Origin of the sequence: Dactylosporangium sp. NPDC050588 (assembly GCF_040654975.1) — a bacterium.
Lineage (GTDB): Bacteria > Actinomycetota > Actinomycetes > Mycobacteriales > Micromonosporaceae > Dactylosporangium > Dactylosporangium maewongense.
In genome coordinates, this window is record NZ_JBFAJA010000048.1 from 86,655 (window position 1) to 104,016 (window position 17,362).

At 73.5% G+C, this 17,362-nt stretch carries 19 protein-coding genes and 2 pseudogenes; 14 read left to right on the top strand and 7 right to left on the bottom strand.

All coding sequences use genetic code 11. The features are described 5' to 3' along the window. Positions 1-8 precede the first annotated feature (8 nt). The 11 genes and pseudogenes from AB0I21_RS30670 to AB0I21_RS30720 form a co-directional block, all read left to right on the top strand. On the top strand, positions 9-1,214 hold the full coding sequence (locus AB0I21_RS30670) for a glutamate mutase L (RefSeq protein ID WP_360566350.1): 1,206 nt from the start codon (positions 9-11) through the stop codon (positions 1,212-1,214). 843 nt (positions 1,215-2,057) lie between these two features. After that, entirely contained in the window at positions 2,058-3,656 is a 1,599-nt protein-coding gene (gene lnt / locus AB0I21_RS30675) for an apolipoprotein N-acyltransferase (protein ID WP_360566380.1), read from the top strand. After that, positions 3,653-4,447, top strand: coding sequence for a polyprenol monophosphomannose synthase (locus AB0I21_RS30680; protein ID WP_360566351.1), 795 nt, complete (start codon positions 3,653-3,655; stop codon positions 4,445-4,447). The genes lnt and AB0I21_RS30680 overlap by 4 nt, the downstream gene beginning before the upstream one ends. A gap of 9 nt (positions 4,448-4,456) precedes the next feature. Beyond that, complete coding sequence (locus AB0I21_RS30685; protein WP_360566353.1) at positions 4,457-4,984, top strand: FxsA family protein; 528 nt, start codon at positions 4,457-4,459, stop codon at positions 4,982-4,984. Positions 4,985-5,015: 31 nt separating this feature from the next. Next, entirely contained in the window at positions 5,016-5,630 is a 615-nt protein-coding gene (locus tag AB0I21_RS30690; protein ID WP_360566354.1) for a uridine kinase, read from the top strand. A gap of 35 nt (positions 5,631-5,665) precedes the next feature. Beyond that, positions 5,666-5,797, top strand: a pseudogene (locus AB0I21_RS30695) (DUF4037 domain-containing protein); the annotation flags it as partial. Between the two features lie 19 nt (positions 5,798-5,816). Further along, positions 5,817-5,987, top strand: a complete 171-nt coding sequence (locus tag AB0I21_RS30700; RefSeq protein WP_360566383.1) for a hypothetical protein — start codon at positions 5,817-5,819, stop codon at positions 5,985-5,987. A gap of 71 nt (positions 5,988-6,058) precedes the next feature. Beyond that, positions 6,059-6,604, top strand: a complete 546-nt coding sequence (locus AB0I21_RS30705; RefSeq protein ID WP_354890730.1) for a hypothetical protein — start codon at positions 6,059-6,061, stop codon at positions 6,602-6,604. A 44-nt stretch (positions 6,605-6,648) separates the two neighbouring features. Beyond that, positions 6,649-7,125 (top strand): GNAT family N-acetyltransferase, encoded by a 477-nt coding sequence (locus tag AB0I21_RS30710; RefSeq protein WP_360566355.1) that lies wholly within the window; start codon positions 6,649-6,651, stop codon positions 7,123-7,125. Positions 7,126-7,309: 184 nt separating this feature from the next. Continuing rightward, entirely contained in the window at positions 7,310-7,804 is a 495-nt protein-coding gene (locus AB0I21_RS30715) for a hypothetical protein (RefSeq protein ID WP_360566357.1), read from the top strand. Between the two features lie 113 nt (positions 7,805-7,917). Then, positions 7,918-8,646 (top strand): annotated as a pseudogene (locus AB0I21_RS30720) (amidase); the annotation flags it as partial. 123 nt (positions 8,647-8,769) lie between these two features. Here AB0I21_RS30720 and AB0I21_RS30725 read toward each other — a convergent pair. Further along, complete coding sequence (locus AB0I21_RS30725; protein WP_360566359.1) at positions 8,770-10,050, bottom strand: MFS transporter; 1,281 nt, start codon at positions 10,048-10,050, stop codon at positions 8,770-8,772. A 129-nt stretch (positions 10,051-10,179) separates the two neighbouring features. Here AB0I21_RS30725 and AB0I21_RS30730 point away from each other — a divergent pair, with 129 nt between their 5' ends. After that, entirely contained in the window at positions 10,180-10,572 is a 393-nt protein-coding gene (locus AB0I21_RS30730) for an STAS domain-containing protein (protein WP_360566360.1), read from the top strand. On the opposite strand, the gene AB0I21_RS30735 is transcribed toward AB0I21_RS30730, so the two are convergent. The 4 genes from AB0I21_RS30735 to AB0I21_RS30750 form a co-directional block, all read right to left on the bottom strand. Then, on the bottom strand, positions 10,490-11,335 hold the full coding sequence (locus AB0I21_RS30735) for a pentapeptide repeat-containing protein (protein ID WP_360566381.1): 846 nt from the start codon (positions 11,333-11,335) through the stop codon (positions 10,490-10,492). The two genes, AB0I21_RS30730 and AB0I21_RS30735, sit on opposite strands and share 83 nt — an antisense overlap. 65 nt (positions 11,336-11,400) lie before the next feature. Continuing rightward, positions 11,401-11,745: an RNA polymerase-binding protein RbpA gene (locus AB0I21_RS30740; protein ID WP_033364323.1), complete on the bottom strand. Its 345-nt coding sequence runs from the start codon at positions 11,743-11,745 to the stop codon at positions 11,401-11,403. Between the two features lie 154 nt (positions 11,746-11,899). Beyond that, on the bottom strand, positions 11,900-13,081 hold the full coding sequence (locus AB0I21_RS30745; protein WP_360566362.1) for a hypothetical protein: 1,182 nt from the start codon (positions 13,079-13,081) through the stop codon (positions 11,900-11,902). Between the two features lie 409 nt (positions 13,082-13,490). After that, complete coding sequence (locus AB0I21_RS30750; protein ID WP_360566364.1) at positions 13,491-13,805, bottom strand: hypothetical protein; 315 nt, start codon at positions 13,803-13,805, stop codon at positions 13,491-13,493. Between the two features lie 249 nt (positions 13,806-14,054). On the opposite strand from AB0I21_RS30750, the gene abc-f reads away from it, so the two are divergent. Next, entirely contained in the window at positions 14,055-15,785 is a 1,731-nt protein-coding gene (abc-f, locus tag AB0I21_RS30755; RefSeq protein ID WP_360566365.1) for a ribosomal protection-like ABC-F family protein, read from the top strand. A 10-nt stretch (positions 15,786-15,795) separates the two neighbouring features. After that, complete coding sequence (locus AB0I21_RS30760; RefSeq protein ID WP_360566367.1) at positions 15,796-16,533, top strand: VOC family protein; 738 nt, start codon at positions 15,796-15,798, stop codon at positions 16,531-16,533. Between the two features lie 3 nt (positions 16,534-16,536). Here the strand turns inward: AB0I21_RS30760 and AB0I21_RS30765 are convergent, their stop codons facing one another. Both AB0I21_RS30765 and AB0I21_RS30770 read right to left on the bottom strand, forming a co-directional pair. After that, positions 16,537-16,677: a hypothetical protein gene (locus AB0I21_RS30765; RefSeq protein ID WP_360566369.1), complete on the bottom strand. Its 141-nt coding sequence runs from the start codon at positions 16,675-16,677 to the stop codon at positions 16,537-16,539. After that, a complete protein-coding gene (locus AB0I21_RS30770; RefSeq protein WP_360566370.1) occupies positions 16,650-17,270 on the bottom strand; it encodes a hypothetical protein in 621 nt (206 codons plus the stop codon). Before AB0I21_RS30770 ends, AB0I21_RS30765 begins: the two co-directional genes overlap by 28 nt. Positions 17,271-17,362: the final 92 nt, after the last annotated feature.

Sequence of the window (17,362 nt, forward strand, 5' to 3'; positions counted from 1 at the left end):
CGCCCGACATGACGCTCGTCGCGTGCCTGGACGTGGGGTCGACGGACACGAAACTCGCCGTCGTCGACGTCACCGACGGGACCCTGATACGGACCGGGACGCACCCGACGACCCGCGGTGACGTCCTGTCCGGCGTCGACGCGCTCCTCGCCGACGCCGGACCCGTGCAGGACGTGTACTGCTGCTCGTCGGCGGGTGGTGGGTTGCGGCTCGCCGTCATCGGCTACGAGCACCTCGTGTCCGCCGACGCCGCGCACCGGGTCGCGTTGTCCGCCGGGGCGCGGGTCGTGCACGTCGCCGCCGGGCCGCAGACCCCGGACGGGATCCGGCAGGTGCGGGCGGCGGCACCGGACGTGGTGCTGGTCGTCGGCGGCACCGACGGCGGCGACAGCGACGTGCTGCTGCACAACACGCGCCGGCTCGCCGCGGCCCGGTGGCGGGTGCCGGTCGTCGTCGCCGGGAACACCGACGTCCGCGACACCGCCGTCGACCTGCTCACGGCGCGAAAGGTGCCGGCGGTCGGCGCCGGGAACGTGCTGCCGCGCATCGGTGTCGTCGACCCGGTCCCGGCCCGCGCCGCGATCCGGGACGTGTTCCTGCGGCACGTCATCGGCGGCAAACACCTGTCCCGCGGCCCCCGGTTCGGGCGGCTGGTGCGGATGGCGACCCCGGACGCGGTCCTCACCGGGGTGTCGCTGCACGCCGACACCACCGGCGGGGACCTGCTCGTCGTCGACGTCGGCGGGGCGACGACGGACGTGTACTCCGCGCTCGTCCCCGACGGTGCCGGGACCGCGGTCGCCGGGACCCTGTGGCGGGCCAGGACCGTCGAAGGGGACCTGGGGGTGCGGTGGAACGTCGACGGGGTCCACGCCGCCGCCGCCCGGGAACACGTCGCCGTCGGTGACGGTCCGCTCGGCGTCGCCGCCGCCGCGACCGTGATCGCGGTGCGGCGGCACGCACGCAGCGGACGGGACCTGCGTGACGTCGTGTCGGTCGTCGCGTCCGGCGGCGTGTTCCGGCACGCGGCGCGGGCGGCGGCGGTCGCGGCGCTGCGGCCGGTGCTGACCGACCACGCCGGCGGGTGGGCGCTGCCACGGCACCCGACGGTGACCGTCGACGACCGGTACGTCCTCGCCGCCGCCGGGCTCCTCGCCGCCGACCACCCCGGCGCGGCGGCCGTGCTGCTCCGCGAGCACATACACAATGGGTGACGAAAAGCCGGACGGCGGTCCTTCATCCGCGGTGGGTGAACTTCGGCGGGCGCCGTCCGACACACCGCGACCGGTACACCCGACACGCCGACCGCGGTGAATTACATCGCGTGCGACGGTTGACAGTCCCCCCGGGACAGCGCGTAACGTCTTTGCGTCCTACTTCGGCGCGGGTGACCACGGTTCGCTACTCCCCAACGCCCACTGATCGGACGTCCCCGCCAACCGGCGGGACGCCACCTGATCCAGCGGGCGGGGGTCGGCGGGGGCCGCGGGCCGGGCATCCACCGGTGTCAGGGCAGGGGGGTCACGCGACCAGTAGACAACGACACGGCCCGGGCAGCCAGCCCGCGCCGCGCCGGAACGAAGGCCGCGCCGTATCCGACCTGCCCACCGGCCGGACAAAGGGCCTGGGAGCGCGGGGCGCGACTCCGGTCGCGCCCCGATTCAGCCCCTGCCGCGCAGCCCGGCACGACGCCCGTGAGGGCGCCGACAGCGCCCCGCACGGGGTGGGTCCGGGCCGGCGGTCACCGGCAACGGTCGCGAGGGTGTGGTGACGGCCGGTTCGGTTGCGGTCCGGACACAGTCCAGCCACATCCCAGCACATTCACAGCCGCCCGCGCCGCTGCGATGCCGTGTCCGGGGCCGGGTGGCCGCATAATTGGCGCCGCAGGCCGCGACGGCCCTGCACGCCCGCGCCGCGGCGGCGGGCGCGGGTGACGACGGCCAGGAGAGTTGGCGCAGGTGACGTTGGTCAGCACCAGCAGCGCAGCGGACGGTTCCGACGAGGCGCCCGCCGCGCGTGTCCCCGCCCGCCCGGGCCCCGCCCCCGCCGGCCGGACCCTGCCGTTGTGGGCCGCGGTCCTCCTCGCCGCGGTCGCCGGGCCTGTGATGCTCGTCGCGTTCCCGCCGTACGGGTGGTGGTGGGCGGCGCCGGTCGCGGTCGCGTTCGCCGCCGTGTCCGTCCACGGCCGGCGGCTGCGGGCCGGGTTCGGGCTCGGGACCCTCACCGGCGCGTTGTTCTTCACGCCGCTGCTGGAATGGACGAACCTGCACACCGGGATGGTCCCGTGGCTGCTGCTGTCGACGCTGCAGGCGCTGTTCATCGGGCTGCTCGGCGCGGCGACCGCATGGGTCAGCGGGCTGCGGGCCCGGCCGTGGGTGTGGGCGGGCGCGGTCGCGGCGCTGTGGACGGCGCAGGAAGCGTTGCGGGACCGGGCCCCGTTCGGCGGGTTCCCGTGGGGGCGGCTCGCGTTCTCGCAGGACACGTCGCCGCTGCTGCGGCTCGCCGCGGTCGGCGGGGCGCCGCTGGTCACGTTCGCGGTCGCGGTCACCGGAGCCCTCCTCGCCGTCCCGTTCGTCAAGACCATCAGTACATCTGGTGCCGCCGGTGAGGACACTGTCACCCGCGGGTGGTTCGAGTGGGTGAAACCAGCCGCCGGGCCGGTCGCCGCCGCGGTCGTCGTCGCCGGGGCGTTGCTCGTGCCGGTCCACCGGGCCACGGGTGCCGGCGTGTACGTGGCGGTGGTGCAGGGCAACGTGCCGCGGCTCGGCCTCGACTTCAACGAGCAACGCCGCGCCGTCCTCGACAACCACGTCCGGGCGACCGTCGAGCTCGGCCGGAAGGTGACCGAGGGTGGGGCGCGGCGACCCGACCTGGTCGTGTGGCCGGAGAACTCATCGGACATCGACCCGCTGCGCAACGCCGACGCCGCCGCCGCGATCGCGACCGCCGCGAGGGCCGTCGGGGTGCCGATCCTCGTCGGTGCCGTCCTCACCGACCCGGCCGTCGGGGTCGAGAACGCGGGGCTCGTATGGGAGCCCGACGTCGACGCTGCCGGGAACCCGCGGCAGGGTGGGGTGTCCGCCCGGTACACGAAACGGCACCCGGTGCCGTTCGCGGAGACGATGCCGCTGCGGGACATCGCCCGGATGGTGAGCAAAGAGGTCGACCGGGTCTCCGACATGACGCCCGGCCACACGCCAGGCGTCCTGCGGGTCGGGCCCGCCGTCGTCGGTGACGTCATCTGCTTCGAGGTCGCCTACGACGGGCTCGTCCGTGACACCGTCACCGGCGGCGCGCAGCTGCTCGCCGTGCAGACGAACAACGCGACGTTCGACGAGGCCGAGGCCCGGCAGCAGCTGGCCATGGTCCGGTTGCGGGCCGTGGAGCACGGCCGGGACGCGTTGATGGCGTCAACCGTCGGGATCTCCGCGTTCGCGGACCCGTCCGGCGGGACCAGCGACGAGACCCGGTTCAACGAGGGTGCCGTCATCCTGCGGGAGCTGCACCTCGGGTCGGGCAGGACCGTCGCGACCACGGTCGGCGCCGGACCCGAATATGTGATCGTGATGCTGGGTATCGGGGCGTTGGTGGCCGCCGCCGCCGTCCGCAGACGCACCCGTCAGCACCCGGCAGCACCGACCGAGGAGGACGCGTGAACGAATACCCTGGGGTCGGTAGGGTCCTCGTCATCATCCCCACCTACAACGAGGCCGACAACATCCGGCCGATCGTGGACCGGGTCCGGACCGCCAACCCCGCCGTCGACGTGCTGATCGCCGACGACAACAGCCCCGACGGGACCGGCCGGATCGCCGACGAGCTCGCCGCCGCCGACCCGGGCGTGCACGTGCTGCACCGGCCGGGGAAGCAGGGGCTCGGCGCCGCGTACCTGGCGGGGTTCGCGTGGGGCACCGACCACGGGTATGACGCCGTCGTGGAGATGGACGCCGACGGCTCCCACGCGCCGGAGGAGCTGCCGCGGCTGCTGGACGCGCTCCGGGACGCGGACGTCGTCCTCGGGTCCCGGTACGTGAAAGGCGGCAAGACGGTCGGGTGGCCGTGGCACCGGCACCTGATCTCCCGCAGCGGCAACCTGTACGTGCGGATGGCGTTGGGGATGGCGTTGCGGGACGCGACCGGCGGATACCGCGCCTACCGGGTTCCCGTCCTCGACAAGATCGACATCGGGTCGATCGCGTCGCAGGGGTACTGCTTCCAGGTCGACCTCGCGTGGCGGTCGCACCGCAACGGGTTCCGGGTCCAGGAGGTCCCGATCACGTTCGCGGAACGGCAGCGCGGGCACTCGAAGATGAGCTCCAACATCGTCCGGGAAGCGTTGTGGCGGGTCACCGTGTGGGGGGCGTCGCACCGGTGGCAGGCGCTGCGCCGCGGCGTCGCCGGCGGCGGACCCCGCGACGCCCGCGCCGACGCCCGGCAAGGCGGCTGAGGAGCGTTCATGCGGAAGCTGGGGTTCGCCGCCGCCGGAGCGTTGCTGCTGGTGATCGCCGAGATCGTCGTGTTCGTGCTGGTCGCGCACGCCATCGGCTGGTGGGTCGCGGTCCTCGCCGGCCTCGCCACCACGATCCTCGGTGGGGTGCTGCTGAAACGGGAAGGGGTCCGGGCGTGGCAGCGGCTGCGGACCGCGGTGAACGAGGGCCGGCCACCCGGCGGTGACGCCGGGACCGGCGTCGCCGGGCTCGCCGCGGCGCTGCTGCTGCTCGCCCCCGGGTTCATCACCGACACCGTCGGGCTGCTGCTGCTGATCCCGCCGGTCCGGACGTTCACCGGCCGGCGGATCCGGCAAGCGACCGAGTCGCGGATCTCCGCCGCCGCGGCCGGTGACCTGTTCGGGCCCAGGATCGTGAAAGCGACCCGCGCCGACAACGGCCCCGTCCCGACCCAGCCGGGTGGCGGGGAGGTGCTGCAGGGTGAGGTCATCGAAGGTGACGTGATCGACCCGCAGCACCGTCACCACACGCCGTGACCGCCGTCCGCGGTTGCCCCGGGCGGGTCCGGTGAAGGCGCGGCCGGTCACCGTCGGAGGGCTCGCGTCCGACATCGCCGCGCGGATCGTCCGTGCCGGCGCGACCCGGGTCGCGGTCGACGGCGCGCCCACCGCCGCGCCGGAGGTGCTCGCAGGGCGGATCGTCGACGCCGTCCACGGCGACGGCGGGCACGCCGTCCACGTCCCCGCCGGCGGGTTCCTGCGGCAGGCGTCGCTGCGCCTCGAACGGGGCAGGACGAACCCGGACGCGTACTACGAGGACTGGCTCGACCTGCGAGCCATCACCCGGGAAGTCCTCACCCCCGCCGCGCCCGGCGGGACCGGGCGGGTGCTGCCGTCGCTGTGGGACCCCGTCACGGACCGGGCGACCCGCGCCCCGTACCTGGACCTGCCGGCCGGGACGGTCGTCGTCGTGTCCGGCACGATGCTGCTCGGCGCCGGCCTCGACTTCGACGTCACCGTCCACCTGACGCAGACCGCGGCCGCGATCGCCCGCCGCACCCCACCGGAATTGCAGTGGACGCTGCCGGCGTTCCAGCGGTACAACGACGAAGCCATGCCACACGAATACGCTGACGTCGTCGTCCGCGCCGACGACCCCCGGCACCCCGCCGTCGTCCTGTGACCCCCGAGTTCCTGCCGGGGGTGCAGTTGTGTCAGGTGTTCGCCGAAACCGTCGGCGGTGCCGTCTACCACGACGACCAGGGCACGCTCACAGCGCTGCGGAACCGGGTGGCGTGGTATCCGGATGACGTGTGGCGGTACGTGCTCGCCGCGCAGTGGACCCACATCGCCCAGCCGGCCGTACGACGTGATCGACGCCGGACGGTACGCGGCCGCGCTCCACGACGCGATCAGCGACCCGGCGCTGCGGAAGCTGCCACCCGTCGGCGGGATCGACCAGTACGTCGACAACGCCGACCTGCTGTGCACGCCGGCGCTGCGCCGGGCTGTCGCCGCCGCCGTCCTCGGGTCCCGCTGAACGTCCGGGTCCTATCCGAGACGTGCTCAGTCGGGGCACGGGCCGGACGCGGACGGGCTACCGTCGGCTACGTGAAGACGTTCTGGCTCGACCGCGACCGGGACCGGTACCTCACCGCCGTCCGGGACCGGGCCGCCGACTTCGCCGACACCATCGGCGACATCGCCCCCGTCGGGTTCGCGTGCGCCGCCTGGGCCGTCGCCACCCCGCCGCTGCTGGACCCCGGGTACGTGCGATGGCACCGGCGGGTCCTGTCCGCGATGTGCGTGCGGAACCCGTTCGACGGAGGGCTCACCGCCCGGGTCGAGCTGGTGTCGCCGCTGCCGGCGCCGCTGACCGTGTCCCGGACGTGGTGGCGGGACCGCGGGTGGCGCGGCTGGCCGGAACTGTTCGGGCAGTTCGTGCAGCCGTCCGCGCAGGACCTGTCCCGGCACCCGCACCTACGCGGCACCCTGCTGCTGGAGACGCCGCTGCCGCTGGACGGGCTGCCGGTCCCGACGGAGAACCGGCACATCGACGCCGCCGCCGAACGGGCCGTCGCCGTCCTCGTCCGGCACCTCGACGACGTCGTCCGGCCCGTCGTCGAGCAACTCGACACCGACCGCGCGGCACGGTAAAAATCCCAGTTGTGTCGCGGCGGGCGAATTGGCATGGTCCAGGGATGCCCCGCCGCTTCGACACCCGGCAGCTCACCGGCGACGACTGGCAGCTGAAGCGGCAGCTGCGGCTCGCGGCGCTGCTGGACAGCCCGGACGCGTTCGCCAGCAGCCACCTGCGGGAAGCGGCCCGGTCCGAGGCCGAATGGCGGGACTGGCCACGGCACGGCAGCTACTTCGCGGCGTTCGACGGCCCCGACCCCGTCGGGATCGCGTGCGGGTGGATCACACCCGGCGCGCCGGACGTCACGCACCTGATCAGCATGTGGGTGTGCCCCGCCGCGCGGGGGCTCGGGGCCGCCGGGCGGCTCGTCGCCGCCGTCACCGGATGGGCGCGCGGGCAGGGCACCTGCCGGGTCGAGCTGGAGGTCGCCGGCGGGAACACCGCGGCGCTGCGCACGTATGCCCGGGCCGGGTTCACCGTCACCGGCCGGGACCCGTTCACCGCCGGCGGGGCCGTCCTGGAGCTCCCGCTCACGTAGGACTTCCGCTTCCCGCGTGTCGCTCTTGTACTGGTTCGTCCGGTTAACGAGGCACGCCGGCGGGCGTCACGGGCTGCCCTAAAGTCGTCCAGTCTTTGGCTGAAAGGCTGACGCGTTTTGCGCATTTTGCGGCTTTCAACTACATAGTGTTACCGCGTCATCACGACATGAGGGGGAGTCAGAGATGCGCAACGCCACACAACGGTTCCTGGCCCTGGCGGGCATGACGTTGGCCGCCGGTGCGGTCCTCGGCATGGGCGCCACCGCCGCTTCGGCCGCACCGTCCGCCGACAGCAACACCACCGCCGTCCAGCCCGGCCCCGGCGGTGGGCCCGGCGGCAACAACGGCGGCGGCAACAACCAGGGCGGGAACAACCACCCGGGCGGCAACAACGGCCCCGGCGGGAACAACAACGGCAACCACCACGGGCCCGGCGGCTGGGGCAACGGCAACAACAACGGCAGCTGGAACGGCAACTGGGACGGCCACCGCCGCGACAACCGGTGGGTCCGCTCCTGGGCCGTGAAGACCTACCCGAACAAGAAGGCCTGCAACTTCGCGGGCTGGATCGGCGAGGTCCGCGACCGCTGGGACGACAGCGACTGCTACCGGGTCGGCTCCAACGGCAAGTACCTGCTCGTCGCCCACGTCTACGGCGGCCGGCACCACCACCGCTGACCCAGGCGGCACAACACGGCGGGCGGCACCCCATCACCCGGGGCGCCGCCCGCCGGCGTTTCCGCCCCCGCCGCTCGGGCGGCGTGCGGCCCCAGCTCTGACAGTCTGACCGCGTGCGAACGACAACGTACGAGGCGAGCGGTTCGCCGTCCGCGCGGCCGCCGTTGTTCGGCGTCCCGGTAGCGGTGAAGGACATCGTGCGCGTGGACGGACTGCCCACGCGAGGCGGCTCCGCGCTGCCCCCGGAGGTGTTCGAGGGCAGACAGGCAGGAGCCGTGGACCGGCTGCGGAACGCCGGAGCCCTGATCGCGGGAAAGACCGTGACGGCGGAGTTCGCCATGACCGCGCCGGGCCCGACACGCAATCCACACGCCCACGACCACACGCCCGGCGGCTCCAGCAGCGGGTCGGCGGCAGCTGTCGCAGCGAGCATGGTGCCGCTGGCCATCGGCACCCAGAGGGTCGGGTCGACGATCCGTCCAGCGGCGTACTGCGGCGTCGTGGGGTTCAAGCCGACCGCCCGCCGGATCCCCGTCGACGGCGTGATCGCCAACGCGCCGACCCTCGACACCATCGGGGTCTTCGCCGCGACGACCGCCGCGGCGGCGATCGCCGCGGCCGTGCTGTGCGACGGCTGGCAACCGGTGCGGGACGCCGAGGTGCAGCGCCCAGTGCTCGGCGTGCCCGACGGGCCCTACCTGGAGCAGGCCGGACGGGAGGCCCGTGCGGCATTCGAAGCGCAGGTGGCGGCCCTGTCGGACGCCGGGTTCCCCGTGCGCCGCGTCCCCATGTTCGCGGACCTCACACATGACGCCGAAGACCTGTACACGGTGAACCGCTTTGAGGCCGCACAGAGCCACGCCGAGTGGTTCCCCCGGTACGGGGCGCTCTACCGGCAGCTCAGTGGTGCTCGACGAGCGGGACCGACAGCTCCTCCATCGCGGGCCATGGCGGCGTTTCAGGGGCTACCGCGGTCGGGCAGCGGTGGCACGGCGGGTCCGCAGCAGCACCACGCCGAGCGCCGCGGCCGCCACATGCCCCGCGGACAGCACCCCGACCAGCACCGCCGGCGGCGCGCCGGCCAGCAGCGTGAACGTCGCGGCACCCGCCGACGCCGCGGTCAGCTTGATCCCCGCTCCCAGCGTGAACACCTGCGTCCGGGTCCCCGGCGGCGCCTCCCGCGACCGGACCTCCAGCACCGACGACAGCAGCGGCCCGTCGAGCACACCCGTCACCGCGAACACCCCGACCAGCACCGCCCACGGCGCCCCGGCCGCCACGCCGACCGCCGCGCAGGCGAGCGCCAACCCGACCGCGACGAGGCACACCAGCACCACCCGGTGCGCCGGCACCCGCGCCGGGAACCGCGCCACCAGCAGCGACCCGCACAACGCCCCGACCCCTAATGCCGTTACCAGCAATCCACCACCGGCCGGCCGCCCGGCCGCCACCCCGAGCACCACCGCCACCGGCGTGATCATCCCCGCCGCGTAGGAGGCGACCGCGGTCGCCGCCGTCACCGCGAGCAGCGGGCGGCTGCGTACCATCGCCGCCAACCCGTCCCGGAGCCCCGGCTTCCCCGCACCGGAGCGCACGCGGTCAGGACCGGCGTCACCCTGCTCGGGACCGTCCGCATCCGCACCGACCGGTGCCGCGTGCACCGTGGCGGCGACCTCCGTCGCTCCGGGCACGGTGAGCGCGGCGGCCGGGGCGACGGTCAGCAGCGCGCCCGCCGCGAGCAGGCACGCCGCCGACAGGGTCACCGCGGCGACCGGGACACCGAACGCCGCCACCAGCAGCGCGCCCGCCGCCGGGCCCGCGATCTCCGCCACGTTGTACGTCGCCGCGTCCAGGCCCCGGGCGTGCGAGCGGCGCGGTGCCGGTACAACGTCATCGACGCGACTCGACAGCCCGCCGAAGATCATCGGGCCGCACGTGCCGGCGACGACGGCCAACGCGAGGACGACCGGCAGCGGCGCCACGCCCGTGAGCAGCAGCACACCGCCGAGGGCCAGGCCGAACACCGCCGCGAACCCCGCGTGCACGAGCCGCGGCCGGCGGGCCCGGTCGGTGACGAGACCGACGACCGGGCCGGCGACGACGTGCGGGACCAGCAGCGCCGCGAGGACCGACGCGCCGGTCGCCGGGCCGCCGAAGTGCTGGACGGACGCGAGGAGCAGCACGACCGTGGCGCCCGCCTCGGCGGTCCGCGCCAGGACCGCGGCGGTGAGGAGCCGGGCGAGCACCGGGTGACGGTACCCGGCCGGGCCCGCCGCGGCAGTACCAGGCCGGACAGCAACCGGGTGTCGGCGGGGTGTGACGGGTGACGCACTCGCTGTCCTGCGCGCCGGGGCGTTCCGGTGCAGGATCGAATCATGGATGTTGCAGTGACGGACTGTGCCGGTGGTGTCGTGCTCGTGACGCTGCGCGGGGCTCTGGACATCGATTCCGCCCCGCAGCTGCGTGAGGCGATGCACGGGGCGCTGGACCGCGGCAGGTTCCGGATCGTGGTGGACCTCGGCGACGTCGACTTCTGCGACTCGGTCGGGCTCGGCACGTTCGCGTACAGCCACAACCGGTGCGTCGCCGAGGGTGGTCACCTGCGGTTGGCGGCGCCGTCGCCGTTCCTGGCGAGGTTGCTGGACACGGTCGGGCTCACCGGCCGGATCCCGGTCTATGCAACGGTCAGCGACGCCCTGACCGCGGACCTGCCTGCCGGCCCGCCCGGGGACGCGTCGGCGGCTCCGTCCAGTGCCCCGGACGGGTGAGGGCCGCCGGGAGCCGGGTCGTGGCGTCACCGCGGGCGGCGTCCAGCTGCGACTGGATCAGGAACAGCGCCCGTCGCAGGTCCGCGCCGCGCAGGTCGGCGCCACGCAGATCCGCGCCGGTCACGTCGGCGCCGCTCAGATCCGCGCCGCGGAGGTCGGCGCCGACGGCGACGGCACCACGCAGGTCCGCGCCGCGCAGGTCGGTGCGGCGCAGGTCCTTGCCGACGAGGTGCCGGCCCTGGAACGGCTGCCGCCCACGCTGATGCTCCGCCCTGGCGAGCTCGCCGGCCCGGCGCAGCAACGGCACCACCCGGGTCCGGTGGGCGTCGACGTCGACGGCGGCGAGGTCGGCGGCCGGCAGGTCCGTGAGCCGGCGGATCGTGGTGAGGGCGGTGTCGAGGTCGGCGTGCACGGGCGCGGCGGCGGGCAGGTCCCGCGCCTCCGACAGGTACCACAGCAGCTCATGCAGGTGGCGCATGGTCGCGAACACGTCGAACATGAGCGGCGCGGACCCCGGGTCCTGCCGCCAGTCACGGCCGGCGAACGTCACCTGCGCGACCTTCTGCCCGGCGCCGAAGCAGTCGTAGACGGTGCAGCCGGCGAACCCGCGCTGCCGCAGGTCGGTGTGGATGCCGCAGCCGAACGTGGCAGCGAGGTTGGGGCAGGCGTGCCCGGCGGGTTTGTCGATCGCGAAGTCCGCGGACCTGGCGAACGCCGGCGCGACGCAGCACAGCCCGAAACAGTTCGCGCAGTCCGCACGCAGAGCGCCCCGGCGGTCGTCGACCGCCGGGGCGTGCGTGCTGTCCGGTGTGCTGATGCCGCTGTCGCTTACGCGGAACGGCCGCGGCGGTGGCGGACCTCTTCGAGACGCTCGTTGAGGATGTCCTCGAGCTCCGCGATCGAGCGCCGCTCCAGCAGCATGTCCCAGTGGGTCCGCGGCGGCTTCGCCTTCTTCGCCTCCGGCTCGTTGCCGTCGACGAGCCGGGCGACACTGCCGTCGAACTTGCACTCCCAGGTCATTGGGACCTCAGCGTCGACGGCGAACGGCACCTCGAACTGGTGCCCCTTGGCGCACAGGTATTCTCGGGTCTGACGCGGAGCCAGCTCGGTGTTGCGGTCGGACTCGTAGCTGACGGCTCCGAGACGGCTGCCGCGCAGCATGCGCTCGCCCATGGTCGGTCTTCCCCTTCGAATCGTGTTGCGCTTCGTTGTAACCAACGACACCAGGTGGTCTGACGATTCCCACTGCGGGCGGGCAGATTACACGACCTTCCGGGTCTGGCGGTAGTCCAGTCGCCGGGTCGGTACGGTTATTTTACGTTGGGTTTCAATGATCGACCAGTTTGGCGTCACCGTGGCGCGTCTCACCACCCGTAGTTTCGGCAGGTGCCGTCACCGGTTGACGGGAACCGGTCAGTTGCGCCAGCGCGCCGCTGAGCGTCGCCAGCTGCGCCTCCAGCTGTTTCTGGGCGGTGACCTCGCGTTCCACGGCCCGGGTGAGCTGTCCGCGGAGGTCTTCGGCGCGGTCCCTCGCCCGGTCCAGTTCACCCTCGAGCCGGCGGATCTCACCCTGCGAGGCGGTGGTTTCCTCCTGCAGCCGTTCGGCGCGTTCGTGTGCCGCGTCGAGGCGCCGCCGTAGCCGGGTGGTCTCCTCGGCGCGGCTGTCGAGGGTCCGTTCGAGGGCTTCCCGGTCCCGGACGGCGGTCGCGGCGGCGGCGCGGGCCGCGTCCCGTTCCCGGTACGCCTCCGCGCGCAGCGCCGCCTCGGTCGCCGCTTCCCGGCGGGCGGTGTCACGTTCGACGGCGGCGACCGAGGCCGCGGCGTCGGCGTCGCGGGCGACCCGTTCCGCGGCCTCGACCTGCCGCGCCGCGGCGGCGTTGGCCTCCGCGACCTGCACCCTGGCCTCCTCGGCGGCGGCGCGGGCCGCTGCCGCGGCCTGTTCGGCGGCGCTCCTGGCGGCGGCGGCCTCCCGTCTGGCGTTTTCGGCGTCGGTACGGGCGGCGTCACGCTCGGCGTGCGCGGCGCTGACGGCGGCGTCGGCCTGGTCCTGGACCGTTTTCGCGTGCTGGGCGGCGGTGGTGGCGGCCGCCTGGGCGTGCTGGGCGGCGGCGCGGGCGTCGTCGCGCTCGGCGTGCGCGGTCAGGACCGTCGCGGCGGCGTCGGCTCTGGCCTGGGCGATCTGCCGTTCCACACCGGTCGGGGACACCTCGGCGTGCAGGGCGTCCACGAGCGCCTCCACGACCTGGTCGAGGCGTTCGGCGACCTCGAACGCCCGCGCGACCTGCCCGCTCAGGCCGGGGGAGGACCGGTGCCGCAGCCGGGCGTTGCGGGCCGCTTTCTGGCACGCGTTGTCGTTGTCGCGGCAGTACCGGAACGGCCGGCCGACCGAGTTGCGTTGCGGCACCGGCCGGTGACAGTGCGCGCAGGGCCGTTCTTCGGCGTCGAGCGCCTGCTCGTCCAGCGTCACGTTCCCCATGTCGCTGACTGGTTCCTGCACCGCTCTGCTCACGCGACCCTCCCCGGTCTCACCGCGCTGCGTTCGTACACCGATGAGCGTAGGGGTAGTCCAGAACTTCTCCGCTCGCAACTCGCCGGATTACCGAATTGTTGTTACCGATAATTCGATAATTAGTCGCTGGCGCCGTACACCATAATCACCGTTATGTGCGCGCGGCCGTCGATGGACGGACACCGGCGGTGGTTGCTGCGCCAGCCCCGCCTGCGGGAAATTCGTCTGCCAGTTTTGAGGCGAGGCACCTTGATGACTGCTGCACCGAGAGCGGGCGGCGGTGCACGCTGCGATGACGGTGCCTCGGCCGCCGGCGCTGCGCATCAGTGATTACGAACAGGCCGCCGCTGTTCCGCGTCCCAGACGCGAAGATCGAGCTTCGTCCCGCAAGCGGCAGGCACGAGCGTGGCTATGAAGCAGAGGAGTTGCCGGACGACAGTTGGAGCTGGAAGAGCGTCAGCGCCGCGAGCGACGGCGCATCCACGATCTGTCCCGAGCGGATCATCCCGGCGATCTCCTGATCGGTGAACGCTCGATGGATCATGTCCTGCTCACTTGCCTCCCGGTCGGGCTCACCCTCGGCGAGCCCTTCCGCGAGATAGACGTCGAAGCCCTGGGTCGAGAAGCCATAAGCCTCGAACAGGTGGCCCAGATGCGTGAGGGACGCAGCCCGCAGGCCGGCCTCCTCGGCAAGCTCCTGACGGGCCAGCGCAGCACGCGGCAAGCAGCCCCGAACCACGCCGGGGAAATTCGCGGGCGTGGCTGGGGCTCGCTGGGTAGCCTGGTCGTCATGGGTTCACTGTTCCTCTAGGACGGGACACCGCGTTGAGGCTTTCTCCGCGGTGAGTCCCTGGCGCGCTCGCCGGCCACTGCGCCGGCCGCGCGAGGTCCCCGTCCATCCATGTGCCCGACAGCGGCACGTGTTCCGCGACGGCAGGTCTTGGTCACCTGCGTGTCGCGGGGAGGAGTTCCCGTGACCCGTTCCCCAAGTTCCCTGTACCGGACGCAGCCGGCGGCACCACGCCCGCACCGGGTGTGCGTGATCCGCGGGGGGACCGTCCGGTTCGCCGAACGGGTCGTCCTGGCCGGGATCGACCTCGTGGTCGGCCCGGCCGAGCGGATCGCCGTGATCGGTGACAACGGCGCCGGCAAGTCGACGCTGCTGCGCGTGCTCGCCGGGACCGTGGAGCTGACCGCCGGTGAGCGGGCGGTCGAACTGCCCGGCGGTGTCGCGTTCGCCGAACAGCAACCCCGGTTCCGGCCGGGCGCGACCGTCGCGGAAGCGCTCGACGACCTGCTCGGCGACATCCGCGCACTCGAGGCCGAGACCCAGCGGGCCGCCGAACGGCTGGCGGCCGCCGGCCCCGACCAGCGGGGCGGACTGCTCGCGCAGCTCAGCGCCGCCGTCGACCGGTTCGAGGCCCGCGACGGGTATCGGCTCGACCAGCGGGTGGACGCGGGCCTCGACCGGCTGGGGCTCGGCGGCCTCGACCGGTCCCGGCCCGTGCACACGCTCTCGGGCGGCGAACGGGCCCGGCTCGCGCTCGCCGCCGCGCTGGCGTCCGAGGCGGAGCTGCTGCTGCTCGACGAGCCGACCAACGACCTCGACGACGCCGGCATCGCGTGGCTGGAGGACCTCCTGGACGCGCACCGCGGCGCGCTGGTGGTCGTCACCCACGACCGTGCGCTGCTGGACCGTCTCGCGACCGACATCGTGCACGTCGAAGACGGCGCGCTGCGCCGATACGGCGACGGCTACACCGGATACCTCATCGCGCGCGCGAGCGAACGACGCCGGCTCCTCGACGAGTACGAGGCATGGCGGCAGGACCTCGCCCGTCAGCAGGAAATCGTCGCCGCCAACGCGTTCCGGCTCGACGCGATACCACGGAAGGCGGAACGTGCGGTCTTCGGCCACGGCGCGTTCCGGGCCCGCGGCCGGGACCACGGCGCGATGGGACGCATCCGGATGGCGAAGGAACGGGTCGCGCGGCTGCACGCCGACCCCGCACCGCGACCCGCCGACCCGCTCCGGTTCACACCCGTCTTCACCGACCCGGCCGCCGGCGCCACCGACGAGAACGCCGTGCTGATCCGGGCGGAAGGCGTCCGCCTGGACGACGGCGGGCCGAGGCTGCGGCTGGACGCGCTTGCGGTGGCGCCCGGCGACCGGCTGCTGATCTCCGGACCCAACGGTGCCGGGAAGACGACGCTGCTGAACGTCCTGGCGGGCGAGCTCGCACCCCAGCATGGGACCGTCTGGCGGCGACCCGGTATTCGCGTCGCCTGGCTGCGGCAGGACGTCACGACCGGTACACGCGCGACGCTCCTCGACGCGTTCGCCGCCGCCGTCGGCGCCTACCGGGACGTCGCCGCCGACACGCTGCTGCGGCTCGGCCTGTTCCACCCCGACGACCTGCACCGGCAGGTGGCGCAGCTGTCGGTCGGGCAGCGCCGGCGTCTCGAGGTCGCGGTCGCCGTCGCCCGCCCCAGCGACGTGCTCCTGCTCGACGAGCCCACCAACCACCTCGCCCCCGAACTCCTCGAACAGCTGGAGGACGCGTTGCGTGACTATCCCGGCGCCGTGCTCACCGTCACCCACGACCGGCGGTGGCGCTCGCGGGCAGGGGCCTCGGCCGCGACACGGCAGGTCCACGTCGCGCCGGGCGGCCTGGTCCGTATGCCCGGCTCCGCGCTCGCATAGGGTGGGCGGCGTGGCGCTGCGACTGGTCCAGGTGAACCTCAAAGCCCGCGACGACGCGGCGCTCGGACGGTTCTGGGCGGCGGCGCTCGGCTGGGTCGCCCGCGGCGGGCACGGCGCGACCAGCGCCGCACCCGAAGGCTTCGACTGGACCGACCCCGACGCGCCCGTCTGCGTCGACGCCATCGCCGTCCCGGACCCGTCGACGGTGCACTACCGCGCGCACCTGGAACTCGCCACCACCTCCGACGCGCATTACCTGCAACTGGTCGCACGTCTGCAGGAAATCGGTGCGACGCCCGCCGGCCAGGAGCAGGACGACGGCGGGCGGACGGTGCTGGCCGACCCGGAAGGCAACGTGTTCTGCGTCCTGCGGCCCCGGGAGCCGTACCGGGGCACCGGGCCGATCGGCGCGGTCGTCGTCGACTGCGCCGACCCGCAGGTGATGGCGCGCTTCTGGGGCGAGGCGACGGGCTGGACCGTGCACGAGACGACCGGCGACCATGCGCTGCTGCGATCGGTGAAGGGCACCGGACCGTTCCTGGAGTTCGCTCGCACACCCCACGTTCCAGGCGTACGGCACCGGGCGCACCTCGACGTCGTGCCGGGCCGCGGCGACACCCAGCAGGCGGAGGTGGCCCGCCTGCTGGCGCTGGGCGCCTCTCCCGCGGACGTCGGGCAGGGCGATGTCTCGTGGGTCGTCCTCACCGACCCGGAAGGCAACGAGTTCTGCGTCCTCGCCCCCGGCTGACGATCAGCGCGTGACGGCCTGCCCGGGGACGTAGTGGGCGAGGTACGCGAGAACCTCCGGGTCGAGATCACCGGCGCGGAGCTGCTCGTCGATCGCGGTAGCGAGCCGCGCCTCGATCAGGAACCGGTAGGCGAACAGCTCCACGGTCGGCCCGCACCAGTACACGGTGTCGCGGCGCGGCGCCGCGGGGCTGCCGTCGGGTCCGTAGCGCAGCCAGGTTCATAGGTGAAGTCGCTGGCGGAGCACACCACGCAGCTGCCGCCGTCGCGGTGCAGGTACAGGTACCACACGATGCAGCTCTGCTGGTCACGGAAGACCAGGACCATCCGGTCATCCGGATGCACGGGGCTCGGCAGCGGCCCGGTCACGTCGGTCCAGCAGGCGTGGTGCCCTTCGCGGTCCAGGCGGCGGTGCAGGTTCGCGCGGGTGATGAGCGCGACGAAGTCCGCCGGCAGCGTCAGCCCGTCCGCGGCCAGGTCCGCCGCGATCGGGTCGGTCACCGCGGTGCGGTAGTCCAAGGGGTCGCCGACGTCGCCGAACCAGGAGAAGTCGCCGGTGAACGACGCCTCGTCCAGGCTCGGCAGCGTGTGCAGCGGGTACGCCTGGAAGTGGGCGAAGGTCCGCTGCTGCCTGTCGTACGGCCGGTACGGGCCGAGACCGATCCCAGGCCAGAACGCTTCGAGGCGCACCGCGGCGGGTCCGGTGCCGACCTGCCGGAACCCGTCGTCTAGTTCCAACGCCGTTCAGTTAGGTGGTTCGGTGGTTCGTCAAGGGCGTGTCTGAGACGTGAAGCAGCGGAGCTCCGGTATAGAGGGTGGTCACTCTAAGA